Below are 23621 nucleotides of genomic sequence, written 5' to 3' on the forward strand. Positions count from 1 at the left end.
TCAATGCTTCGATCCCTGGGTAACCCCCGTCGTGAATTGCTCCACGGGCGCGTTCCAACCAGCCACTTCAACCACCGTGCCTGCAGCGCTCCCCGCCGGGTAGCGTGCGGTCAGCACGATCGATTCGCCGGGCCAGAGCGTGATGTCATTGTCAGACCACCTTACGGGCAGCGCAAGCTCGCCCCGGGCACCGTGGCGTATCGACAGGTGCTCCTGAAGCGCGGCGGCCGCGGATGAGGAGGGTACGGAAAGCGTCACCGTCGTGACCTCTTCATGGCCCTCGCGCACGGTAGACGCACGAACCTCACGGGTGGCCTTGGGCAGCGATGCGAGCGGCGTGAAGTCACCGTACTGCGTCACCGGCGTGAGGTACCAGTTCGACTTGGCCCAGTCGAGCTTGTCCGCACGGGTGGAGAGCCAGTAGACGTTGCGGCTCACGGACTTGCCGTCGGCGGCCGCAAGCTCGAGTTCAACGAAATAGACCGTCGACAGATCCGCCACCTCGGGCAGATCCAGGACTGGCTGCGTATGGTTACCCGCCAGGTCGATCCCCTGCACCTTCTTCTCGAAGCGCACGCTGCCATCGAGGTTGCGCACCTTGATGGTTGCCTGGAGTGCGTGCTGTTCCTGCAAGGTGTGGTTCACCACCACGACCGAACGCGAATCGTACGCGTACTGGATGTGTACCGGTTCGTTGGCCTTCTTCGCACCGTAATACGCACCCGCCGGATTCAGGTAGTAGTCGTAAAGGTGCCAGTGCAGCGATGGCCACGCATTGTTGAGCATCCAGTAAATGACGCCGGTGGCCGGGTTGGCGGCCCCCATGCGCGCATTGAACGCCTCGAACTGGGCGCGGACGTTGTCGTAGTTGTCCAGCTGGGCTTTCGCCACGTAGTCAGCAAGGCCGGTGGGTGCACCGTAGCGTTTTGCCAACGCTGTATCGAAGGGCGTGAGCACGGCGAACGTCGACCAATCGGCGGATGCGTGGTACTGCCTCGCATCCGGGTACTTCCATAGCGCCTCCTGCTCCTGCGGCGACAGCATGCGCTGCACGTCCTCGAGCCGCGGAATGACGGCACCCGCGCTGACTTCCGAATCGAAGCCGAACGCGCCACCCAGCTTGTCCGCATACCAGTACGAAGGCGGGATCCAGTCGTAAGGCCCGGCCATCTTCATGCCGGATGGGCCAGCCTCGGCCGTCTTTTCATCGACGGCCGCAGAAATAACCGGCAGCGACCAGTCTTCGGCGCGCAGCGTGTCGGTATACATCTTCGATAGCGCCGGGGGCGGGGCGTGGTCGCTACCGATGAAGAAGCCGATCACCGAAGGGTGGTTGCGCAACAGGCGAGCCTCGCTGGCCATCGATGCCTGCGCCACGCGCAGGTCGGCATCGTTCCAGGGTTGGCCGCCCGTTTTTGCCGCAGCTTCCCATTTGTCGCAACACTCCCAGCCAGCGAGCACGAGGATGCCGTTCTGGTCCGCGAGGTCGTAGAAGCGATCGTTCTCCAGCTTGCCTTCGCTGCGGATGGTGTTGATGCCCAGGTTCACCACGTAGCTGAACTCGGCTTCCATGCGCGCAGGGTCATCGCGAAGGAACATGTCGGGCGCCCAGCCGCCGCCGCGAATGAGCAGGGGCTTGCCGTTGATGATGAACTGACGATAGCCCTGCTTCGTCAGCGTGGACTCGACGCGGCGCACGCCGAACGTGGTGGCAGCCCGATCCGACAGCGCGCCATCGACGGAGGCGGTCACTGCCATGTCGTAGAGCGGGTGGTCGCCCATGCCGATGGGCCACCACACCTTCGGGTTGTCCAGCGTCGCGGCGGGCGCGGCGCCCGAAGTAAGCGACACGACCTTGACCTCGCCCGGGGCGAGGTGGACGCTCGCCTGGAGCGGCTTGCCGGCAACGGTCCCTGCGAGGGTCGCGTCACGGGCTACCGCATCGAGGTTCGTTGCGGTGACCTTGACGGCCAGCGTCGCCTGCTTCAGGTCGTCCGAGAGGGTTGTCAGCACACGCGGCGCGCTCAACGCCACGGGCCCGGTCTGGATGAGATCGACACCGCGCCACGGCCCCATGTTGTTGTCCGGTGGCGTGGGGTTCCAGTCGACCCAGCCGATCGACAGGCTCATCCGCGGGTCACCAGGGTAGATTTTCAGAGCCAGCGCATTGGCACCGGCGCGGACCCAGCGCGTCACGTCGATATCCCTGACCGGGTAGGCGCCTGCCACGTCGGCGTGGTCGGCGACGTGTTGCCCATTCACCCAGACATCGGCGCTGGCGATGATGCCGTGCGTGCGCAGCAACGTGTGCCGCGATGCCGGTGCCTTCGCCAGCGTAAATCCGGCCCGGTACCACCACGGGGTCACGAACAGATTGCCACTCGCGTCCGGGACCTGCACGGCACGCAGGTTGTCGCTATAAAACACATCGCCCTTGAACACATGGTTCTCGAGCAGGCCGGCCATGACCGTGGCGCGCCCTGTCGTGGGGAACCATTCCTTCGTGGCGAAGCCACTGGTAGAGATGGCGGCACCGTCTTCTTGCGCCTTCGCCGTGTCCTGGATCTGCCAGTGGGCAATGGGCGTGACCGTTGCCGCATCCGCCGCCACGCGTGTATCAGCGTAGGTGGTGCCTGCCATGGCCGCGGGGCTGGCGCCCAGGCTCATCACGATAGCCGCGACGAGGGCGGCCCGGGTTGCGATCTGCATGGCGTTACGGCTCCCCGGCGGCGGCACGGTGGGTTTCAATCGGTGCGAAAGGCCATGCCGCGTTGACCCGCGCCCAGAGCACGAACACTACCAACCCGGCGATGATCCACGCACCCGACAGCAGGAGCGACAAGGTGGATGCGGAGACATAGACGTAGACCCAGCCCACCAGCGCGATGATGCACGGTACCGGATACAGCCATTGCCGGTAGGGCCGGTGTAGATCTGGCTCGCGCCGGCGCAACACGATCAGTGCGACGACCTGGGCCAGCGACTGCACCAGGATGGTCGCGGTTAGCAGCATATTGATGACTTCGGTCAGGTCGAAGAACGTACCGACGGCGGTCACGAAGCCCATGGTCAGCAGGGCGATGTGCGGAAAGCCATCCCGGGCGTGAAGGCGGCCGAACGTCGACAGGAAGACCTTGTCGCGCGCTGCCTCGAACGGCACGCGCGAGCCGCCAAGCAGGCCGGTAAATACCGAGGCGAGCGCCGTGATGATGATGAGGGTGGTCATCACCGCAGCCGCCGTATGGCCCCAGCTACGCTCGACCACCAGCGAGGCGATGGACTTCGACGTTGCAATCTCCTGCCACGGAGCTACCCCCAGCACGCTGATGTTGAGCAGGAGATAGATCACCATCATCGCCATGATCGAAATGATGATGGAGCGGGGCATGGTGCGCCCCGGATCGCGCAACTCATCGCCGATATAGGCAGTGGTGTTGTAACCCAGGTAGTCGTACACGCCGATGATGAGGCCCGCGCCCAGGCCAACGAAGAAGCGTGGCCCGAACGCGCCCTGCGGGAAGTCGAAGGCAAGGTGCGGATCGAAATGCGAGAAGCCCGCCGCGGCCACCCCGATGATCGAGACCAGCATGATGACCCACAAGGCCACCGTGATGACGCGGACCGATTCGATGCGGCGATACAGCAGCCAGGTGACCAGTGCCGTCGCCGCGATGCCCACCAGGTGCGAGGGCCACCAGCCCAGGTTCGGGAAGAAAAACTGCAGGTATTCCACCATGCCGATGATGCCGGTCGACATCAAAAGCGGGATTGCCAGCAGCATGGTCCATATGAAAAGGAAGGGCATGAGCTTGCCCGTTCGCTTCTGGAACGCCTCGCGCAGGTACACGTAGGTACCACCGGAGCCGGGCATGGCCGCGCCGAGCTCAGCCCATACCAATCCATCGGCCATTGCGAGCAGGGCACCGACAACCCAGCCCACGATGGCTTGTGGGCCACCCATCGCGGCCACCATCAACGGGATGGTGATGAACGGCCCGATGCCGCACATCTGGGTCATGTTGATGGCGGTGCCGGAGAACACCCCGATGGAACGATGGAAGTTACGCTCGCGCATGGGTTCCCCTACCACTGGCCACGGATGCCGAACATGAACATGCGCTCGGAGAACGTCGAGTGTCCCGGCTGGTTCGGAAAGACCAGATAGTACTTCTGATACTCGTTGGTGAGGTTCGTCCCGTTAAGGAACACCTCCAGCTGCTTGGTGAATTTATACGAGATGGATGCATCGATGTACTTCTGCGGTGCTTCGTACATCTCCAGGCCGGTGATGCCGCCGACGCTATCCATGACCGCGCGGCGCGAACGGTAGTTGTAGGCGACGCGCGCCTGGAAGCGGTCATCCTGGTACCACAGGATAAAATTGCCCGACTTCGTGGAGTTGTCCTGGAACGGGATCTTCTTGCCCGCGAGGTCCTTCTCGCCGGAGTTGCTGGGCGCGTACGTGCCGTTCACTTCCATGCCGGTCTTCGAGAAGATACCAGGCAGGAACGTGAAGGCCTGCCGGTAATCGAGCTCGGCGCCCTTGATACTGTTGCCCGTGCCCTGGACCGGCTGCGTGATGACGATGCAATGGTCGCGTACGACGCCATCTTCATCGGGGAGCGTACAGTTGGTGACGCTGCCGTTCTTGATGAAGCTATCCACGTTGATGCGGAACAGCGCCAGGCTAACCATGCTCGACGGGTTGATATACCACTCGGCCGAGGCGCCAAAGTTGGTCGACCGCCAGGGATCGAGGTTCGGGTTACCCGACGAAGTACCGTTGGCCACGCGGAAGATGGGGCCGTCGGGCGTCTCGGACAGCGAATAGTTCAGCTGAAGGCCGCCGGCCCAGGTGCTAAGGTCGAGCGGCATCATGTTCTTCGAGTACGCCAGGCGCACCTTCAGGCTATCGGTCACATCCAGCGCGAAGTTCGCGGACGGCAGCACATCCTGGTAGCGCCGCTTGGTGATCTCCGTGCCCACGTCTTCGGGCTCGTCGCCATATGCGCCCGGATCGCCGCTCAGATGCTGGGTCACGTCAAGGTGGCTTCGGATAATGCGTACGCCCACGTTACCGCTGTAGGGCATGTCGCCGATCATGCCGTTGAAATCGCCCTGCAGGTAACCCGTCAGTTCCTTCAGGCGCACGCCCCACGTGGTGCCGGGTTCGCCCACCGAGACCGTGTCGGGATACAGCGATTTCCAGAAGTCCTCCGGGTTCTTCATGGCGTTGGGATCGACCGCCCAGAAGTTGATGCCGGAGCCCAGCAGGTTGTTATAGGCCTTGAAGTTGTCCGCCAGTGGCGCCGCCGTGTTCGGCATGGAGATAGCCGACAGGGGGCCTGCGCGGAAGTAGCCCTGCTCATTCCCCGCCGTACACGAGCCGCTATTGAGCACCACGTCCGCGCCGACATAGCGCACCAGGCAGCCACCCGGGTCGGATGCGCCCATGCCCGCATACACCGGTGTTTCAAAGGTATAGCCCTTGTTGTCGGCGGTGCGGATGCCGTTGCGTACGCCGAACTTGAGTTTGAATCCCTCGGTGAACTCGAACTTGCCATCGAAGCGCAAGGCGTTGAGGGCCACCTTTCGATCGTAGTTGCCCGATGACTCCAGCGTCTTGAAGGTCCAGGCGTTCGGGTCGGCAAACGCCGCAGACAGTTCCGCGGGCGTGCCGATCTTCAGGTACCGGCCACGGAAATCCGCCGCGATGGGTATGGTGTTCTGCGGGATGCCCGTGGGATTGAACACGCGGTTACCACCCAGCTCCGCCGGGTAGACGAACGTGCCCGGTGGCACCGCATCATCAGAAACGCCGTCGGCCAGCACGTTCGGCCAGAGCGCGCCATCGGAATCGGAAATATTGACGTCCGTCTCTTGCAGATGCTGCGAGGCCGTATCGTGGATGCCACGCAGTGACGCGGTGAAGGGGCCGCCGTCGTCATAGTCCAGTTGCAGGTTAAGGTTCTTCGCGTCGGAGAACTTGCGGATCATCTGCGAGTACGATTCCACGTCGCCCGGCCATTTCTGGTACACCTGCGTGGTGTAGATGTTGGAGCCTTCCCAGCCGGGCTCGGGCGTGCCGTAGGAGCCAAGGGCGGGCTTACCCGTATCCTGCGATTGCAACGGCACGTAGGTGGCACCCTGCCAGTTGGTCGAGTTGAACTGGACGCCGACATTGCGATCGAACTCGTGCTGCTGCGAGTAGAAGTAGTCGCTGGTCAGGCTGAAGCCGTTGCCGATATCGAACTGGAACGAGGCGTTGGCTGATTTGCGCTTGCGCTCGGTAATGATCTGGTTGATGCCGAAGTTCTGGCTGCCCATGAACACGCCATTGGACTTGCCGTCGCCGTTCACGTCCACGCTGCCATCGGCGTTCTGTACGATCTGCGAGGGGATAGGCGCGCCGTTCCACGGGGTGAGGAAGCCGTTGTAGCCGCCGGCGCTCGCGGCATTCTCGCCGTTGAGCACCACGCCATACTGGTCCAGGCCCTCGGTGGAGTTCATGCGCCGGGTATCGGAGTAGTCGCCCGAAATCAGGAAGCCCCACCGGCCGTTATCGTTGTACGAGAACAGGCCGTTGGCTTCAGGACCCGTATGCTTGGTGGTCGACCCACGCTCACCGTTGGCCGAGTAGCTGTAGGTGAAGCCCGAGGGGAGATCCCATGGTCGGTACGTGTGCAGGTCGATCGCGCCGCTGATGCCAGCGTCGGTCTCGTCGGCGGTCGCGGATTTGACCACGTCCGCGCCGTGGAACAGCGTCGAAGGCAGCATGCTGAAGTCAGGCTGCTGGGAGTCGATCTGGTCGGCGGTGATGAAGACCTCGCCGTTGAGCATGGTGCCGACCTGCGGCAGGCCGCGCACGTCCACCGAGGTGCCTACACCGGCATCGCGGTTGATCTGCACGCCGGTGATGCGCTGGAGCGAGTCGGTGATCGTGGTATCGGGCAGGGCGCCGATGTTCTCGGCCGTGATGCTGTCCTGGATCTTGTCGGCATCCCGCTTCACATCAATGGCTTTCATCTGCGATGCGCGCACGCCGGTCACCGTGACGCCTGACAGGTCAACGGCATTCTTCGCGGTATTTCCGTCAGCGTCCTTGCCGTCAACCTTCTTCGCAGGTGGCGTCGGCGGGGTGGCTTGTGTGGCCGTGGCCTGGGCGGGCTGGCCGTCCTGCTGCACATCGAAGAAGGTGGAGGCGGCCGCGGACGTCGAGGCGACGGCCAGCAGGGTTACCGTGATGGCGAACGACAAGGGATGCTTGCGAAGTGCTGTGGACATGGGCCGTGACCTCGTGACTGTTGCCTGTCGAAACTAGGGAGCGTGTTTTTTGCGAACGCGTCATGCCCGGCCGCGCCCGGAGGCGCACGCCGTGGTGGTGCTGTCCTGTTTTCCCCAACCCACGACGCGCCCCTGCGCGCCGGCCTACTTAGAAAACGAAATCGTCCCGAGCGCCCACTGCCCCTCGCGTGGGTCGCCCGTTGCAAAGACACACAAGGTCTGCGCGTTGGCGGCGACAGGTGTGGCGAGGTTGGCCTCGCTGCGCACCTGGCTGCCCGTCGGCGCTACCGACCCTAGCGGGAGTACGGCAAGCCGCGGGCCGTCACAGCCGTCCGCATGAATTTCAATGGCATCGCCTGACCCGTGGCGGTCGCGCACGATCGCACCGCGGGCCTCGTCGCCGTATCGCCAGGGCAGTCGCTCCGCGGTGACAGTGACATGCGTGGCGCCCTGAACCTTCGCCTGCGGCCACATCCAGCAGGCATTTCCAATCTCTACGGCGTATACCGGGCTCGCGCCACGCGCGGGCCGGGCACCTTGCAAGCGTGAAGGCGGCTCACCTGAGCACGTCCGCAGGGCATCGCTGTCGCGGCTCAGCAGCGTGGCGTCACCCAATGTCGTCGATCGCGCGGCGGCGAGCGTGTCGCCGTCCGCGTCGAAGGTGGCGGCCCGTACGGTGGTATCGGCGGGCTGCGTGAAAGGCTTTGTGTAGAGCGAGGAGCGGGGGCCGGGCGTGGTGCCGTCCGTCGTGTAACGGATGGCACCGCCATCGACCTGGTTGGCCAGCGCGACGCGGAAGCCGCCTTCTGCGCGCGACACTTCGAAGGTGGGCGCGAATGCCGTGTCCGCGGCGCCGATACCAAGGGCGCGGTAACGCCGAAGCTCGGCGGGCAACCGCGCGACAAACCCATTCCAGTCGTGCGCGTCGGCGGGCGACCAGCCAAGTTCGGCCAACGCGGCGATCCGCGGGAATGTGGCGTGCTGGTGGTTCTGGAACGTCAGCAACTGTTCGGCCCACAGGCCGGCCTGTACGCCGATGATGTGCGTTGCTTCTGCAGGCGTGGCTCCCGGAGGAATGATCTGGGTGTCGTATGCCTGGCGCAGCGACACGACCGGAGGTGGGCCGGCCCATTCGTCCGGGTGGTCCGATTGCAGGTGATCGAAGTACAACGATTCCTGTGGCGTCATGACGACATCATGGCCCTGGCGCAATGCAGCCAGGGCGACGCGTTCGTCGTGGTCGCCGTGCCAGGACATCACCACCTGCTCACGTGGCAGGGCGACACCCGCGTCCACTTCGTCGTCCCAACCCACTGGCGTGCGCCCATGGTCGACAAGATAGTTGGCGACCTGTTGCATGAACCAGCCCTGCAGCTCATCCATGCTGGCGAGCTTCAGCGCCTTCATCTGCGCATTGACTTCCGGCGAGGCATTCCACTGCTGCTTGTCTGCCTCGTCGCCACCGATGGACACATAACGCGACGGGAACAGCCGCATCACCTGGTCCATCACGTCGTTGACGAACGTCAGTGTTTTGGTATTCGGGTTGAGCAACCACGGGCTGACACCCCAGTCGGTCCAGACCGGCGGCCGCTTGCCCGTCACGCCTAGCCATGGATAGGCGGCGATGGTGGCCTGGGAGTGGCCCGGCAGGTCGATCTCCGGGACCACATCGACGTTGCGCTCAGTGGCATAACGCACGATGTCGCTGATCTCGGCCTCGGTGTAAGCCTTGCAGTACGGCTTGTCGTGGCCTCCCGATACCTCGCCGTCGTTGCCTACGGCCACCCGGCATGCACCCTTGGTGGTCAGCTCGGGATACTTGGGAACGGGCAGGCGCCAGCCCTGGTCATCGGTGATGTGCCACACAAGGACGTTGAGCTTATCGAGCGACATCCAGTCGATGAGCTGCTTGATCTCGTCGGCGCTCTGGTAGTGCCGGCTGGAGTCGAGCAACAGCGCGCGCCAGGCGAACCGCGGGTGGTCCTCGATGGTGCCGTAGGGCACGCGCGCCATGGCGCCGCGTGTCCAGCCCGGTGGCGTGAGCAGCTGCCATGCGGTCGCGCTGCCGTTGAATGCGCCACGCACGGTGCGCGCCGTAATGAGGATCCCGGCCTTGTCGATGGTGATGGCGTAGCCTTCATCGCCCTCGGCGGCAGCATCAGGTTTGATCTCAAACGTGATCGTGGCGGCGCCGGTGCCGCTGGCGACCGTGCGTAGTGGCAGCCCGCGTACGCTGGTGACACGGTGGGTGAAGTTATCCACCACGGCCTTCAACGCGGTTGAGTCGCTGCCGCGTATCGTTACGGTGGCACCGCCTTGGAGGGTCACCACCCCGGTGCCCGCCGGCTTTGCAACGGCCGGTGCAGGCAGTAACGACCATGCGGGTGGCGCCACGTCTGCAGCGCACGCGGCCGCAGCGACGGTGCTGATAGCCGCTACGATGCCCGCCACGATGAGCCGGCGGACCCGCGTCAATGGCGGCCGCGGCGTCATGCGACGGCGCCCTCGGCAAACGCCGCACGCGTCGCTTCGCGATGCTGCATGTACCAGCGTGCGGCGCCCTGCACACCATGGCTACCGTGCTCGGTCACCCACACCGGCACCTGGGCCAGCATGCCCCGGACGCTTCGCCCATGCAGGAAGCGCTCTTCAAAGGCGCTCTGCTTGAGCAGGTCGAAGATGGATGAGAGGAACCCGCCGGCGAGGAAGATGCCGCCGGTCGGCAGGTAGGTCATGGCGAGGTTGCCGGTGAAGCTACCCAGGGCGTCACAAAACAGAGCCACGGCTTCCGTCGCACGATGGTCGCTTTGCGCGGTAGCTGCGGCGGTGACGGCTTTCGGCGTAGCCAGCGACGGCGCCACGCCATCCAGCGCGCACAAAGCCTCGTAAGCCGTGAGCAGGCCAGGCCCGGAGACGATGAGCTCAACGGGCACGTAGCCGCCCTCGGGAGCCAGCCAGGCAAGCACCTCGCGCTCGCGGAGCGAATGCGGTGCGAAATCCATCTGCCCGGCTTCGGTCGTCAGCACGATCCCGCCGTTGGCGTGGGGCACGTAGATCGCAGCGCCCAGCCCCGTTCCCGGGCCGACGACCAGCGACGGCCCCGGGCCACGCGCCTGAGGCCCGCACAGATGACGGCCGCTTTCGGCGAGCGGACCCTCGATGGCGTACCCGAGCGCTTCGAAATCATTGAGAACCGCGACATCGGCCAGGCCCAGCGTGGCGCGCAACGCGGCTGGAAGGATCGGCCAGGCGAGGTTGTCGTTCGCGACCTCATCGCCCATCACCTGGCCGGCACACGCGAGCACGCAATGCGATACCGGTGCACGGACCTCGCTATCGATAAAGGTTTTGATCAGGTCGGCGAGCGACGGAAACGCCGCGCAGGGGAACACGCGGTACGCAAGCGTCTCGATGTGACCGGGACGGTCGTCGGCCGCACGCATAAGCGCAACGTGGCCGTTCGTACCGCCAATATCGCCCGCGAGAAAGAGCATCCCCGTTTTTCCCCAACGCTTCGACCCAAAGGGTGGATCACGCCATCCGCATGCCCCCGCACCGGATTCGTCATCAGGGTGTAACGGACTGACACCGGTGTCAAGTCACGCCGCAACAGCCCCATAAATGGGCGAAATTCTCATGAGGCGCGTCTCAATTGCTATATATCTCAATCAGTTAGGTGTTTACATGGCGCGTCCAGACACGCATGCTGGGCGCTTGGACAACGGAGGATGGAATGCGAGCGACGGTGGTGGCATCGATGGCAGTGTGTGTCGCGCTAAGCGCGTGTGCGGAGAAGGCGGTGCCACCGTTTGCGAGCGCACCGTTCTCGGTGGCGCGGAAGGGAAACACCATCAGCGTGCCCTTCAGCGTTCCGACGAATGTTGAAATCCGAAGAAGCTACATGTTGGCGTTCAAGTACATAAGGCCCGAAACGGGCGACCCGCTTCAGTCCTTTTGGAGTCGCACGCCAACCTCGCGGCTGTACCTCAAGGTCAGGTTGTTCCGTATAGACGCGCGCGGACACGAGGAGCCGGTGCCCGTGGATGATCACGCGCAAGAGTATGACCCCTCCAGAAAAATGTACTGCTACCCGGTAAGCATGGAGGAACGCGGAACAGATATTGCGAATGTTTCGATGAGTAGCACGGACGGCCGCGTGGCACACATGGAGGTAGTTCGGTTCATGCCGCCTGACTACGGACGGTACCGTTTCGAAGTCGAGACGTTAGACGATGCTGAGGTCTTCGCACCGATCGCGTCATGGTTAACCGTTGAGCGTGAATACAGGCATTTTAAGTAAGGAGGCGACATGGACGCCAAGCGATACACAGTCACCGTCTATGCGGCGGCTCCGGGAACGGTAATACGCGAGTTTGATATTCACGGTAAGGAACATCTAACCCGGTCGGTGCCAGGGCATGTCTATTATCAGACCGACGATGGCGAGCAGAAGCGCAGCTGGGGCTTTGCGCCAGCGAAACATGGTGATATCTACGGGCGAGGCGAGCCGAAGACAAATGACGCTGACGCCTACCAGGATCCGATGTATGCACGCACTCTCGAAGTATCTAAGGAGCAGTTCGACAAGCTCAATGAGTTCGGCCCCAATCCCGATCGCTATGGCTTTGACCTGACATACAAGGATTTCCGTAACAACTGCGTCGACTACACATGGGCCGCGCTAAACCACGCTGGCATCCAAAGGACGGATCGGCGTTTCGGCACCGCAGAATCCAGGGGCGTTGACGGCAAGCTTAACTATCTTCCGTCGCACGCACCGGGTGACATCCGTACGATCCGCGACCCCATGCCGGGGAGCGACCTGAATCAAGAAACGACGAGGCCGCTGCCGGATATGGCGTGGTGGCAGATTCCCTTGAGCGAGGCGGAACGCCAACCTTCGATGGAACAGGGCGATCCGTTCGATCGGCTTGTCGCCGCGGCGAATGCCGGCGATGACAGAGCCTTCGACGATGTCGGTCGCGACTACCTGAAGTCGTACGAGGGCCAGGACTTCCTCCAGAACGGCCTGGAACACAATCAACAGCAAGCACTCACCGAGCAGATGCTGGCCCAACAACAACAGCAGCAAGATCAACAGCAGGCGCCCTCGATGGCGATGTCAATGTAAGGAGCGTGGGTGCCATGGACGAAGACGATGTGAAATCGCTTGCGGTGAAACTGGCGGCGGTGACGGGGCGAATCGAGAAACGGCTGGACGCGGTCGCAAAGCAGACTGTGCAGGCGAGCCAGGCGATGGGGCATCAGGTGCAGCACGCGTTGACGGCATCGGCGCAGGTATCGGCGGACTTGCGCCAGGCCGCGAGCGAAGCATTGGACGCGGGCACCACGGACGCTATCCAGCGATTCGGCGAGGTGATCCGCGCATCAGAGATTCGGCTCGAGAACGCCGCCTCCCAGCTGGAGTCGCGCATGGTGTCGGGCGGGCGACTGCAAACGGCCTTCGCCTGGAAGGCCTTCATCGCCTCGACGATCGGATCGTTCGCCGTGATCGGCACGGCGGGTTACGCGATATGGGAGGCGCAGCACAGCTTGCGTGAAACGCGGTGGGTTCGTCAGGTCAATGCGGCGCAGGCGGCTGGCAGGCTCGCTCCGTGCCCAGGCAGTGACCAGCATGTCTGCGCCAGGGTGGACAAGCGCTGGGTCCGCCTGGATCCGTGATGCGGGGCAAAAAAAACCCCGGCAGCCAGGGGAGCTGCCGGGGCGGGGTGGGATGGCACGCCCAGGGGAAGACTTGCCATCCACGGAGGTGGCCCCAGGGAGGTGGGGCCCACCGATGGGACGCCGTTGCGTGCGTCCGTAGATATAGACGGCTGGCGGGGCCAGAAGTTGCAATGAATTTCGAAAAAAACTCAGGCTTCGTTCATGGCCATGAAAATCAGTCACTTGGCTGGTGCCGCAGGAGCCCGTGAACGAAATTCTTACGATTTAGACGTCCAAATGACGGTTAGTGCGCCTCATCCCAGTTCGCACCGACGCCAACGGACACCTGTAGAGGGACGCTCAGGGTGGCCGCGCCACTCATCTTGGTTTCAACCGCAACCTTTACGGCGTCGACGGCGTCCTCGCGAACTTCGAGGACCAGTTCATCGTGCACCTGCATGAGCAGGCGCACATCGTCGCGCCCTTCGATCCAGGCGGCCACGGCAATCATGGCGCGCTTGATGATATCCGCCGCCGTGCCCTGCATGGGCGCGTTGATGGCCGCGCGTTCGGCACCCGCACGCAATGCCTGGTTCCGCGACTTCAGGTTTTCAAGGTACAAGCGGCGGCCGAACAGCGTTTCGACGTAACCGACCTGGTGCGCTTGTTCGCGCGTAGCATCCATGAAGGCACGCACGCCTGCGAAGCGTGAGAAGTAGCGCGCCATGTAATCGGAGGCTTCGCCGCGGTCCACGCCGAGCTGGCGGGCGAGGCCGAAGGCACTCATGCCGTACATGAGGCCAAAGTTGATGGCTTTGGCTGCGCGGCGCTGGTTGCTGGTGACATCTTCGGGTGCTACGCCGAAGACTTCCGCCGCGGTGGCGCGGTGCACGTCGCCACCTTCGGAGAACGCGCGCACCAGGCCTTCATCACCCGAGAGGTGGGCCATGATGCGCAGCTCAATCTGCGAGTAGTCGGCTGCGACGATGCGCCAGCCTGGCGGCGCGACGAACGCCTGGCGAATGCGCCGGCCTTCCTCGGTACGCACCGGGATGTTCTGCAGGTTCGGATCGGACGAGCTGATGCGGCCGGTTGCCACGGCGCCCTGGTGGTAGCTCGTATGCACGCGACCGGTGCGCGGGTTCACGATGCCGGCGAGCTTGTCGGTGTACGTGGAACGAAGCTTTGCCAGGCCGCGGTAATCGAGGATCAGGCGCGGCAGCTCGTGCGAATCGGCGAGGGCTTCCAGGGCTTCTTCGTTGGTCGAAGGTTGGCCGGTCGGCGTCTTCAGCTTGGCCGGCAATCCCAGTTCTTCGAACAGCACGGCTTGCAGCTGCTTGGGCGAATCCATGTTGAATTCATGGCCAGCCGCCGCGTAAGCCTTCTGCTGCAGCTCGAGCATGCGCTTGCCGAGCTCCTGGCTCTGCATGCGCAGCTCGTTGGCATCGATCAATACGCCGGTCTGCTCCATCTTCGCGAGCACCGGCACCACCGGAATTTCAATGTCGAGGTAGACCGAGCGCAGGGTCGGCTCAGCCTCGAGCCGTGGCCACAGCGCATGGTGCAGGCGTAGCGTGATGTCGGCATCCTCGGCGGCGTATTTGCCGGCCGTATCGATATCCACCTGCGAGAACGAGATCTGTTTGGCGCCCTTGCCGCAGATCTCTTCGTACTTCACCGTGGTGTAGCCAAGGTAGCGCTGGGCGAGCGAATCCATGTCATGGCGCGTGGCGGTGGCGTTGAAGATGTACGACTCCAGCATGGTGTCGTGCGCAAGACCCTTCACCGCGATGCCGTAGTGCGACAGCACATTGATATCGTACTTGCCGTGCTGGCCTACCTTGGGTCGCGATGCGTCTTCCAGGATGGGTTTGAGCGCGGCCAGCACGTGTTCGCGCGCGAGCTGCGCCGGGGCGCCCGGGTAATCATGGGCTACGGGGATATAGCAGGCCTTGCCGGGTTCGACCGCGAGCGATACGCCAACGATCTCGGCCAGCATGGAATCGATGCTGGTGGTCTCGGTATCGAAAGCGATCAACGCCGCGGTCTCGAGCTTTTCCAGCCACGCGGCGAGGCGATCTTCGGTGAGCACCAGCTCGTACTCGCCCGGCCCGGCATACACATCCGTCGCCACGACAGGTGCTGGCGCTACGGCGACGGTAGGGGCTGCGGCGCTCGCCGGGGCCTCGCCACCGCTGTCGAGTTCCTTCAACGCGGCCTTGAAGTCGTAGCGCGCGTAAAGCTCGCGCAGTGCCTCCACGTCACGCGGGCGCATGGCCAGGTCCGCCGGTGCCTGGTCGAGGGGGACGTCGGTGCGGATCGTGACCAGCTCGCGCGATAGCGGCAGGCGCGGAATCGCCGCGCGCAGGTTCTCGCCGATCTTGCCGCTGATCTTGTCGGCGCTTGCGATCAGTGCGTCCAGGTCGGGGTATTCCGCCAGCCATTTCGCGGCCGTCTTCGGGCCGCACTTTTCCACGCCGGGCACGTTATCGATGCTGTCGCCGACGAGCGTGAGGTAATCCACGATCTGTTCCGGGCGAACGCCGAACTTCGCGATGACACCCTCGGTATCCATCGTGGTGTTGGTCATCGTGTTGATGAGCTGGATATCCGGCCCCACCAGCTGGGCGAAATCCTTGTCACCGGTAGAGATGATGGTGTGGATGCCTGCAGCGCTGGCCTGGCGGGCCAACGTGCCGATCACGTCATCAGCCTCGACACCCGTCACACAGAGGATGGGGAACCCCAGGGCGCCCACGATCTTCATCATCGGTTCGACCTGCGCGCGCAGGTCATCCGGCATGGACGGGCGATTGGCCTTGTACTCCGGGTACAGGTCGTCGCGGAAGGTGCGCCCCGGGGCATCGCACACGAAGGCGACGTAATCGGAACCCGCCTTCATGGTGGTGCGCAGCATGTTGACGATGCCGAACAAGGCGCCGGTCGGTTCACCGTGCGCATTGGTCAGGGGCGGCAGCGCGTGGAACGCGCGGTACAGGTACGAGGACCCGTCGATAAGGGTGAGCGTAGGCATGCCCCGATTCTCTCACGGGCTGCCCGGGGGCGCCTGTTCACGTGGCGTGGGACCCACGGCTTGCTATGCTCGCTACCCCCGGATGGAGATCTCCCATGAAACGCATGCACGCCCTTGCCGCGGCACTGCTATTGGCCCTGGCCCTGCCGGCCGTGGCGCAGACCACGCAGGACCCGAAGCAGATGAAGGCGCTTCCGCCGCCGGCCCTGAACGATCCGGGCGTGAAGGCCGGCGAGCCGGACCGTTCTGGCAAGGCACCCATCGAAAAGCCGGTGCCGTACGACCAGTCGCAGGAAACCCAGTCCACGCCGGCGACCTCGGATGCGCAGGGCAGCAAGGTCACCGCCGCTAACCTCCCGGCCATGCGTGACGATGGCACCCCGGTCGATGGCAAGGGCAACCCGGCGCCGCAGGTGACTGTGCACACCGAAGGGACCGACACCGTTGAGGAATACCGCACTGGCGGCAAGCTCACCATGATTCGCGTGACGCCGAAGAACGGCGTGCCCTACCAGGTCATGGCCAACCCCGACGGCAAGCTGGTCCGTGATCCGGGCGTTTCGAAGGTGGACCCGGTCTACTTTAAGGTTTACGAGTGGGGCGCAGCGCCCAAGCCGGCGGGCTCCGACTGATCCGTCATGGCCATGCTCCTGTAGGAGCGCGCTTGCGCGCGGTAGTGACTGGCGCGAGCACCCATCGCGCGCAAGCGCGCTCCTACAACATGCCGTTCGCGTGGCCGGCCATTAGCCGTCCAGTTCGGCGTAGTGGCGGAAGATGCCGTCTTCGCTGTGCGGTACGCGGCGGCTCGATGCGAGATATGCCGCGATGTTAGGCCGCACCTCCACACGCCTGGCCAGGTCCCGTAGCAAGGGCAGCTTCTGTCGCGCCATGCACTTCGGGAACGCATAAGCCAGGCCTGACATCACCTGGAACAGCGAAAGGTCCACGTAGGTGAACTCGCGCAGCGCGTGTTTCCCGCCGTTTCGGTCCAGCACCTTCTCGAAGTAGTGCAGGAACTTGGGAATCCGCGACTCGCGGAATTCCTTAGCACGCCGCTTCGCCTCGTCCTTCTGGTCTTCGTAATACAGCCCGGCACCGACGGGATGGTGGACATCGTGCGCCTCGGCGACCAGATCGGCGATGGTGAGTTGTAACTGGTGTGCGTAGATCCGTTTCGACTCTGATTCCGGAACCAGCCCGTGGCGCGGCGCCAGGTACTGCAGGATATTGGCGACCTGCGCGATCACGAGACGCCCGGACTTCAGGAACGGCGGGGCGTACGGCAGCGCGCCATCGTGCTCGCCGTCGAGCCAGGCCGTCATCACGCCATCGCCCTCCTCACGTGCCACATCGACGTACGCCGCCGCAGCGTCTTCAAGGGCCAGGCGGACGAATTCCCCGCGGCCCTGGATGCCGGTCCAGTAATAGAGCTGATAGGCCATGCGCGATCTCCTTGCCGGAAGGTGCCAAGGATCGTGGCACTGCGTTCAAGCCAGCGTGAGTGCGATGTCGCGGAAGGTGTCCCATACCGTTTGTGCGGGCGGTGAGAGGGAGCGGGCGCGTCGTCGCAGCAGCGTGACGTTGCGGTATGCCTCGGGCGTGAGGTCCAGTGCCACCAGGCCCGGGCGCAGTGCATCGAGTGAGAGTGCCGGTGTAATGGTAATGCCGAGGCCGGCCTCCACCATGCGGAACGCGGTGTGCGGGTGGCCTACTTCGATCGCCACGTTTGCCTCGACACCCTGTTGCGCGAGGGCGGCATCGATCAGGCGGCGGCTGCCCGAGGCGTGGTCGAGCAGGATCAGGGGCGCGCCCGACAATGCCGCCCATGGCACAACGCTTCGCGCGGCGAAGCGATGGTCGGCACGGCATACCACGCGGAACGGGTCACGCAGGATCGTCTCGGCATCGAACTCCTCATGCGTGGCGGGCTCCACCGTCAGCCCGAAATCCACTTCGCCGCCGCGCACCGCATCCAGCACCTGGGCCTGGTTTTGGTCGCGCAGGATGATCTCGATGGAAGGCGCATCGGCGGCGCACCGGGCAATGCCGGCAGGCACGAGGCCCGCCGACAGGGTGGGCACCGCGGCGATACGCACCCGGCCGCGCAGCGGGTCGGCCTGGGTTCGGGCGTGGCCGAGTACCCCGTCGAGCTCATCCAGTACCCGGGCCAAGGCTTGCTCGAGGTAGCGCCCAGCCTCCGTGGGAATGACCTCGCGCGTGCTCCGATCGAACAGCCGGACGTCGAGCTCGGCCTCGAGATCGGCGATGAGTCGGCTGACGGCGGGTTGCGTGAGATGGAGGGCCTCGGCGGCCCGGCGGAAATGCCGGTGTTCCGCCACGGCGAGGAAGGCGCGAAGCTGGCGCATCGAGACATTCATGTGAATATCTTATCACTGGATCAGATAAAACGATTTGCCTTATCAGCGCCGGGGCGGTGCAATAAGCACCTCATCCACGCTGCCTGACCTCGCCATGCGCCGCTTTCTGCCTGATGGATTCACGCTCTCCCTGGTCGCCACGGTGTTGCTGGCCAGTTTCCTGCCGTGCCGTGGCGTGGTGGCCCAGGGTTTCGGGGTGCTTACCGATATCGCCATCGCCCTGCTGTTCTTCCTGCATGGCGCAAAGTTGTCCCGCGATGCGGTGGTTTCCGGCATGACCAACTGGCGCCTGCACCTGACCGTACTTGCCAGCACCTTTGTGCTGTTCCCGTTGCTGGGCCTGCTGCTCAAGCCCGTGCTTTCGCCGCTCGTATCGCCTGATCTCTACCTCGGCATCCTGTTCCTGTGCACGCTGCCTTCCACGGTACAGTCATCGATCGCCTTCACCTCGATCGCCCGTGGCAATGTCCCTGCGGCCATCGTCTCCGCGTCGGCATCGAGCCTGTTGGGTATCTTCATCACGCCGTTGCTGGTGGGCTTGATGATTGCAGGTTCGGGGCAGGGGGCGCTGTCATGGCATTCGATCGGCGCGATCGTCGTGCAGCTGTTCGTGCCGTTCGTCGCCGGCCAGGTGGCGCAGCGCTGGATCGGCGGCTGGGTGCGCAAGCACGCCGTGCTGCTGACCTTCGTTGATCGTGGCTCGATCCTGCTGGTGGTGTACACCGCCTTCAGCGCTGCCGTGTTGCAGGGCCTGTGGCACCAGCTGCCGTTGCCGGTGCTGGCCGGCCTGGTGGTCGTCAATGCCGTGTTGCTTGCGCTGGCACTGCTTGCCACGCGCTATGGCGCGCGGGCTCTCGGCTTCGATACCGCCGATGAAATCACCATCGTATTCTGCGGCTCGAAGAAGAGCCTGGCCTCGGGCGTGCCGATGGCGAAGGTATTGTTCGCCGGCCACCCGCTGGGCCTGATCGTGCTGCCGATCATGTTGTTCCACCAGATCCAGCTGATGACGTGCGCGGTGCTGGCACGGAAGTACGCGGTGCGGAAGAACGTGGCGGATGCCCCCGTCGGAGCGCGGCTTGCGCGCGATCGGTGATGGGGAGGTAACCGGTTTTCGTTGTGACGGGGGTTCGCGCGCAAGCGCGCTCCTACAGGGCACGGGAAAAAAAAGGGCCGCCAGATGGGCGGCCCTTTTTTTTAGTGGCGGAAGTGGCGGATGCCGGTGAAGACCATCGCCATGCCGTGTTCGTCGGCCGCGGCAATGACTTCGCTATCGCGCATGGAACCGCCCGGCTGGATCACCGCCGCAATGCCTGCCGCTGCCGCCGCATCGATACCATCGCGGAAGGGGAAGAACGCATCGGAGGCCATGACGCTGCCCGGCACGACCAGGCCGGCTTCCTCGGCCTTCAGCCCGGCGATCTTCGCGCTGACCACGCGGCTCATCTGGCCAGCGCCCACGCCGATCGTGCGCTGGTCCTTCGCGTAAACGATCGCATTGGATTTCACCATCTTCGCCACGCGCCATGCGAACAGCAGGTCATCCAGCTGGCCGGCGGTGGGCTGCACCTTGCTGACTACCTTAAGTTCGTCGCGTGTGACCTGGCGGTGGTCGGCAGTCTGCACCAGCAGCCCCGAACCGACGCGCTTGATGTCGTGGGTGTTGCGGCCGTCGCCCATCGGGATTTCGAGCACGCGGACGTTCGCCTTCTTCGTGGCTTCATCCACCGCGCCCGCTTCGACCACGGGCGCGATCAGCACTTCCACGAACTGGCGCTTCAGGATCACCCTCGCGGTTTCCGCATCGAGCGGGCGGTTGAACGCGATGATGCCGCCAAACGCGGACGTCGGGTCGGTCGCGTAGGCCAGTTCATACGCCGCGAGCGGATCGGCCGCGACAGCGACGCCACACGGGTTCGCGTGCTTCACGATCACGCAGGCCGGCGCATCGAACTGGCGCACGCATTCCCACGCCGCATCGGCATCGGCGATGTTGTTGAACGAGAGTTCCTTGCCTTGCAACTGGCGGAACGTGGCCAGGGTTCCGGCAGCCGGGTACAGGTCGCGGTAGAACGCACCGGCCTGGTGCGGGTTTTCGCCGTAGCGCAGGTCCATCACCTTCACGAAGCGGCCGTTCGACTGCGCGGGGAATTCGCTGTGGCCCGCCACGGCGGTATGCGTGTCATCCAGGGTGACGCCGGAGAGGTAATCGCTGATCGCCGCGTCGTAATTCGAAACGCGGTTGAACGCGGCGACGGAGAATGCGAAGCGCGAAGCGCGCGACAGGCCGCCGTTCGCTTCAATCTCAGCGAGTGCGGTGTCGTATTGCGCTGGATCGGTCAGTACACCCACATCGTTCCAGTTTTTCGCCGCCGCGCGCAGCATGGCCGGGCCGCCGATATCGATGTTTTCGATCGCGTCCTCCAGCGTGCATTCAGGGTTGGCCACGGTGCGCTCGAACGGGTAGAGGTTAAGCACCAGTAAGTCGATGGGCACGATGCCATGCTCGGCCATCACGGCATCATCCTTGCCACGGCGGCCCAGCAGGCCACCATGCACCTTGGGGTGCAGGGTCTTCACGCGGCCATCCATGATCTCGGGGAAGCCCGTCAGATCACCCACGTCGCGCACAGGGATGCCGGCATCACGTAGTGCCTTGGCGGAGCCGCCGGTGGAGAGGATCTCGACGTTGGCCGCGGCGAGGCGGCGGGCGAGGTCGGTCAGGCCGCTCTTATCGGAAACGCTGATAAGCGCGCGGCGGACGGGGACGAGGTCGGGCGTGGACATGGACACTTTCCGGGAGGGGAAAGCGCGCCATTATAGCCGCCCAAAGGCCGGGCGGCCGGTTGGATCAGGAAATGCCGTGGGCGGCCAGCTTTTTGCGCAGCGTGGCACGGTTGATGCCGAGTGCGGCGGCGGCACGGCTCTGGTTGCCCTCGTGGAACGCCAGGACTTCACGGAGCAGGGGGCCCTCGACCTCGCGGATCACCAGCGCGTGCAAGCCTTCACCGCCTTCGGTGTCACCAATGTCCGCAAGGTAGCGGCGCACGGTACGGCTGACGCATTCGCTGAGAGCACTCTGCATGGAGGTTTCGTTGGCGGCCTCGGCGGCAGTAAGTCTCACAGCGTTCAAGGCATGTCCCTCTCGCACGCCGGAGCCAGGGCGCCGGACGGTTCTTGTTCTCATGATCGCGGATGCGACACGGGCGCCGCGCAAGGCTGGCCGGAAGTCGCGAAGGGGATTGAGTGTACTCGCCTGCCGGGCCGAAGTGCAGGCTTGCAAAAAGAAATTTTTTCGAATGGTCACTCGAAGCTGAATGCGAAAGCGACCGCGTGCTGGCCTGGGTCTTGCACCTCGAAGACCATGGCCGTCGTGGCACCCCCGGCCAGGCCGTGCGCGCGCACGGCAGCGTCGCCCACGTAGTCCTCCGGCTGGAAGCGGCGCATGGCGAGGCGCTGCCCATCGCCATCGGAAAGCACGATGGTGACGACCGGGTAGGGCTGCGCGAAGCGGGCATCGTTGTGCACGCTGGCGGTGATCAGAAGGCCATCCGGGACGGAGGGGTGCTGCTCCACATCGCGGGCCAGCAGGCGTAGTTCCCCTGGCGCGGCGACCAGCGGTAGTTGGCAGCCAATCACCTGGCAACCGGTCTGCAGCACCGGGCCGAACGTGGGATCGGCCACCAGCGAATCGCGCTTGGCCCACGCAAGTTGTGCGCCCAGGCCCAGCACGAGCAGGACACACACGGTCACCCATGCCGCGCTACGCCAGGAGCGTCGCTTTGACGCACGGGCGAATTTGGGCGTGAAGGTGAGTCGGGAGAAGTCTTCGCCCACGGCTGCCGTGGCGTCCGCGATCTCGGCCGCGCCATCCGCCGTGACGGGTTGGGTGAGTTCGGGGGCAGCGGCTTCGGGTGGCTGGCGTGGCCGGAACACGGCGACATCGGCCACGGGCGGATCCTGGTCCAGCGCGTGCTCGGCCAGGCGCGTAAACGGCTCCGGCGGGAGGTTGGCGGCCAAGGTGCCCAGTGCGTTGAAGATGCCGCCGCAATGGCTGCAACGCAGGCACCCGCAGGCGGGCACCAGCAGTTCTGCTTCCACTTTATAGACGGTGAGGCACTCGGGGCACTGGGTGTACATCGTTCGATCATAGCGTGCGCGCCCGGTAGAATCGTCAGTCCCAACCCTCATTCCGGCCTTACGATGCCCTGGCTTGAACTATCCCTGACGATCCGCGCCGCGGAGCAGCCGCGCGTCGAAGCCGCGCTTGAAGACCTCGGCGCCCTGTCCGTCACGCTGCAGGATGCCGATGCGGAGACGCCCGATGAAGAGGCGATCTTCGAACCGGGCGTGGGCGAAATCCCGCTGTGGAACCAGATCGTGCTGAACGCCCTGTTCGATATCGATGCGGATCGCCGCGGCCTCACCGCCGCGATCGCCGACGACCTGCCATTTATCGAGCCGTCGCAGATCACCTGGCGCGAAGTGGAAGACCAGGATTGGGAGCGCGCCTGGATGGACCAGTTCAAGCCGATGCCCTTTGGCCGCCGGCTGTGGGTGTACCCCTGGAATATCGATCCGCCGGAAGATGGCGGCATCGTGGTGGTGCGCCTGGACCCCGGCCTTGCCTTTGGCACCGGTACCCACCCCACGACGGCCATGTGCCTGGAGTGGCTCGATGGCCAGCAGATGGCGGGGCAGCTCGTGCTCGACTACGGCTGCGGTTCCGGGATTCTCGCCATCGCCGCGCTGAAGTGCGGGGCGGCGCGTGCCGTGGGTATCGATAACGACCCGCAGGCGTTGATCGCGTCGCACGATAACGCGGAGCGCAATGGCGTCTCCGCATCGCTGGATGTGTACCTGCCGGGCGAGGCACCGAAAGAGCTCGCAGATGTGCTGGTTGCCAACATCCTGGCTGGCCCGCTGGGCGAGCTGGCGCCGACGTTTGCCGCGGCGGTGAAGCCGGGTGCGCCGTTTGCGTTGTCGGGCATCCTGTTCGGCCAGCACGAGGAACTGCTGGTGCGTTACGCCGAATGGTTCGAGGAGCTGGAAGTCCGCACGCTGGAAGACTGGGTGCGCATAAGCGGCCGGCGGAAAAGCAAATGATGTTGCTCGTGTAGGAGCGGGGGGGGGGGGGGGGGGGGGGGGGGGGGGGCCCCCCCCCCCGCCCCCCCCCCCCCCCCCCCCCCCGGTGGGGTTTTCCTCGCGAAGCTAGGTGGGTGGCGGCGGCCGCCCGGGCGCCCCCCCCGGCCGACCCA

Annotated in this window: 17 protein-coding genes; 6 read left to right on the forward strand and 11 right to left on the reverse strand. The window is 64.5% G+C overall.

Going from position 1 to position 23621, the window contains the following annotated elements; translation table 11 throughout:
- From ABIE56_RS10265 to ABIE56_RS10285, 5 genes are all read right to left on the reverse strand, one after another.
- Nucleotides 1–2709, reverse strand: coding sequence for a glycosyl hydrolase 2 galactose-binding domain-containing protein (locus tag ABIE56_RS10265; protein ID WP_429243711.1), 2709 nt, complete (start codon nucleotides 2707–2709; stop codon nucleotides 1–3).
- Nucleotides 2710–2713: 4 nt separating this feature from the next.
- Entirely contained in the window at nucleotides 2714–4075 is a 1362-nt protein-coding gene (locus ABIE56_RS10270; protein WP_429243712.1) for an APC family permease, read from the reverse strand.
- A gap of 8 nt (nucleotides 4076–4083) precedes the next feature.
- Nucleotides 4084–7284 carry a TonB-dependent receptor gene (locus tag ABIE56_RS10275; RefSeq protein ID WP_429243713.1) on the reverse strand — a complete coding sequence of 1067 codons (3201 nt, stop codon included), beginning with the start codon at nucleotides 7282–7284 and terminating at the stop codon, nucleotides 4084–4086.
- A gap of 144 nt (nucleotides 7285–7428) precedes the next feature.
- Complete coding sequence (locus ABIE56_RS10280) at nucleotides 7429–9780, reverse strand: beta-N-acetylhexosaminidase (RefSeq protein ID WP_429243714.1); 2352 nt, start codon at nucleotides 9778–9780, stop codon at nucleotides 7429–7431.
- Nucleotides 9777–10781 carry a glucokinase gene (locus ABIE56_RS10285; RefSeq protein ID WP_429243715.1) on the reverse strand — a complete coding sequence of 335 codons (1005 nt, stop codon included), beginning with the start codon at nucleotides 10779–10781 and terminating at the stop codon, nucleotides 9777–9779. The genes ABIE56_RS10280 and ABIE56_RS10285 overlap by 4 nt, the downstream gene beginning before the upstream one ends.
- A gap of 239 nt (nucleotides 10782–11020) precedes the next feature.
- Here ABIE56_RS10285 and ABIE56_RS10290 point away from each other — a divergent pair, with 239 nt between their 5' ends.
- The 3 genes from ABIE56_RS10290 to ABIE56_RS10300 are packed head-to-tail and all read left to right on the forward strand — an operon-like array spanning nucleotide 11021 to nucleotide 12969.
- Nucleotides 11021–11587 carry a hypothetical protein gene (locus ABIE56_RS10290; RefSeq protein WP_429243716.1) on the forward strand — a complete coding sequence of 189 codons (567 nt, stop codon included), beginning with the start codon at nucleotides 11021–11023 and terminating at the stop codon, nucleotides 11585–11587.
- A gap of 9 nt (nucleotides 11588–11596) precedes the next feature.
- A complete protein-coding gene (locus ABIE56_RS10295; protein ID WP_429243717.1) occupies nucleotides 11597–12418 on the forward strand; it encodes a hypothetical protein in 822 nt (273 codons plus the stop codon).
- 14 nt (nucleotides 12419–12432) lie between these two features.
- Complete coding sequence (locus tag ABIE56_RS10300; RefSeq protein ID WP_429243718.1) at nucleotides 12433–12969, forward strand: hypothetical protein; 537 nt, start codon at nucleotides 12433–12435, stop codon at nucleotides 12967–12969.
- A 286-nt stretch (nucleotides 12970–13255) separates the two neighbouring features.
- Here ABIE56_RS10300 and polA read toward each other — a convergent pair whose 3' ends face one another.
- Nucleotides 13256–15985, reverse strand: coding sequence for a DNA polymerase I (polA, locus tag ABIE56_RS10305; protein WP_429243719.1), 2730 nt, complete (start codon nucleotides 15983–15985; stop codon nucleotides 13256–13258).
- Between the two features lie 95 nt (nucleotides 15986–16080).
- Between polA and ABIE56_RS10310 the strand changes: the two genes are divergently transcribed.
- Nucleotides 16081–16617 carry a DUF2782 domain-containing protein gene (locus ABIE56_RS10310; RefSeq protein ID WP_429243720.1) on the forward strand — a complete coding sequence of 179 codons (537 nt, stop codon included), beginning with the start codon at nucleotides 16081–16083 and terminating at the stop codon, nucleotides 16615–16617.
- Between the two features lie 111 nt (nucleotides 16618–16728).
- Here ABIE56_RS10310 and ABIE56_RS10315 read toward each other — a convergent pair whose 3' ends face one another.
- Nucleotides 16729–17427 (reverse strand): glutathione S-transferase, encoded by a 699-nt coding sequence (locus tag ABIE56_RS10315; protein ID WP_429243721.1) that lies wholly within the window; start codon nucleotides 17425–17427, stop codon nucleotides 16729–16731.
- A 45-nt stretch (nucleotides 17428–17472) separates the two neighbouring features.
- The gene (locus tag ABIE56_RS10320; protein ID WP_429243722.1) at nucleotides 17473–18363 is read right to left on the reverse strand and encodes a LysR family transcriptional regulator; all 891 of its coding nucleotides are present in this window, start codon (nucleotides 18361–18363) and stop codon (nucleotides 17473–17475) included.
- 94 nt (nucleotides 18364–18457) lie between these two features.
- Between ABIE56_RS10320 and ABIE56_RS10325 the strand changes: the two genes are divergently transcribed.
- Nucleotides 18458–19459, forward strand: coding sequence for a bile acid:sodium symporter family protein (locus ABIE56_RS10325; protein WP_429243723.1), 1002 nt, complete (start codon nucleotides 18458–18460; stop codon nucleotides 19457–19459).
- Between the two features lie 101 nt (nucleotides 19460–19560).
- Here the strand turns inward: ABIE56_RS10325 and purH are convergent, their stop codons facing one another.
- The 3 genes from purH to ABIE56_RS10340 form a co-directional block, all read right to left on the reverse strand.
- Nucleotides 19561–21150, reverse strand: coding sequence for a bifunctional phosphoribosylaminoimidazolecarboxamide formyltransferase/IMP cyclohydrolase (gene purH / locus ABIE56_RS10330; protein WP_429243724.1), 1590 nt, complete (start codon nucleotides 21148–21150; stop codon nucleotides 19561–19563).
- Nucleotides 21151–21214: 64 nt separating this feature from the next.
- The gene (locus ABIE56_RS10335; protein ID WP_247331966.1) at nucleotides 21215–21448 is read right to left on the reverse strand and encodes a helix-turn-helix domain-containing protein; all 234 of its coding nucleotides are present in this window, start codon (nucleotides 21446–21448) and stop codon (nucleotides 21215–21217) included.
- A gap of 218 nt (nucleotides 21449–21666) precedes the next feature.
- Nucleotides 21667–22503, reverse strand: a complete 837-nt coding sequence (locus ABIE56_RS10340) for a zinc-ribbon and DUF3426 domain-containing protein (protein ID WP_429243725.1) — start codon at nucleotides 22501–22503, stop codon at nucleotides 21667–21669.
- Between the two features lie 63 nt (nucleotides 22504–22566).
- Here ABIE56_RS10340 and prmA point away from each other — a divergent pair, with 63 nt between their 5' ends.
- Nucleotides 22567–23469 carry a 50S ribosomal protein L11 methyltransferase gene (prmA, locus tag ABIE56_RS10345; protein WP_429243726.1) on the forward strand — a complete coding sequence of 301 codons (903 nt, stop codon included), beginning with the start codon at nucleotides 22567–22569 and terminating at the stop codon, nucleotides 23467–23469.
- Nucleotides 23470–23621: the final 152 nt, after the last annotated feature.

Source organism: Luteibacter sp. 621 (assembly GCF_050435445.1).
Classification (GTDB): domain Bacteria; phylum Pseudomonadota; class Gammaproteobacteria; order Xanthomonadales; family Rhodanobacteraceae; genus Luteibacter.

Bases quoted from the DNA above. Each gene is read 5' to 3' on its own strand.
- ABIE56_RS10265 (WP_429243711.1), bottom strand. From the start codon at position 2,709: ATGCAGATCGCAACCCGGGCCGCCCTCGTCGCGGCTATCGTGATGAGC.
- ABIE56_RS10290 (WP_429243716.1), top strand. From the start codon at position 11,021: ATGCGAGCGACGGTGGTGGCATCGATGGCAGTGTGTGTCGCGCTAAGC.
- ABIE56_RS10335 (WP_247331966.1), bottom strand. From the start codon at position 21,448: ATGCAGAGTGCTCTCAGCGAATGCGTCAGCCGTACCGTGCGCCGCTAC.
- ABIE56_RS10285 (WP_429243715.1), bottom strand. From the start codon at position 10,781: ATGCTCTTTCTCGCGGGCGATATTGGCGGTACGAACGGCCACGTTGCG.
- ABIE56_RS10325 (WP_429243723.1), top strand. From the start codon at position 18,458: ATGCGCCGCTTTCTGCCTGATGGATTCACGCTCTCCCTGGTCGCCACG.
- prmA (WP_429243726.1), top strand. From the start codon at position 22,567: ATGCCCTGGCTTGAACTATCCCTGACGATCCGCGCCGCGGAGCAGCCG.
- polA (WP_429243719.1), bottom strand. From the start codon at position 15,985: ATGCCTACGCTCACCCTTATCGACGGGTCCTCGTACCTGTACCGCGCG.
- ABIE56_RS10295 (WP_429243717.1), top strand. From the start codon at position 11,597: ATGGACGCCAAGCGATACACAGTCACCGTCTATGCGGCGGCTCCGGGA.
- purH (WP_429243724.1), bottom strand. From the start codon at position 21,150: ATGTCCACGCCCGACCTCGTCCCCGTCCGCCGCGCGCTTATCAGCGTT.
- ABIE56_RS10280 (WP_429243714.1), bottom strand. From the start codon at position 9,780: ATGACGCCGCGGCCGCCATTGACGCGGGTCCGCCGGCTCATCGTGGCG.
- ABIE56_RS10320 (WP_429243722.1), bottom strand. From the start codon at position 18,363: ATGAATGTCTCGATGCGCCAGCTTCGCGCCTTCCTCGCCGTGGCGGAA.
- ABIE56_RS10310 (WP_429243720.1), top strand. From the start codon at position 16,081: ATGAAACGCATGCACGCCCTTGCCGCGGCACTGCTATTGGCCCTGGCC.
- ABIE56_RS10300 (WP_429243718.1), top strand. From the start codon at position 12,433: ATGGACGAAGACGATGTGAAATCGCTTGCGGTGAAACTGGCGGCGGTG.
- ABIE56_RS10270 (WP_429243712.1), bottom strand. From the start codon at position 4,075: ATGCGCGAGCGTAACTTCCATCGTTCCATCGGGGTGTTCTCCGGCACC.
- ABIE56_RS10340 (WP_429243725.1), bottom strand. From the start codon at position 22,503: ATGTACACCCAGTGCCCCGAGTGCCTCACCGTCTATAAAGTGGAAGCA.
- ABIE56_RS10315 (WP_429243721.1), bottom strand. From the start codon at position 17,427: ATGGCCTATCAGCTCTATTACTGGACCGGCATCCAGGGCCGCGGGGAA.
- ABIE56_RS10275 (WP_429243713.1), bottom strand. From the start codon at position 7,284: ATGTCCACAGCACTTCGCAAGCATCCCTTGTCGTTCGCCATCACGGTA.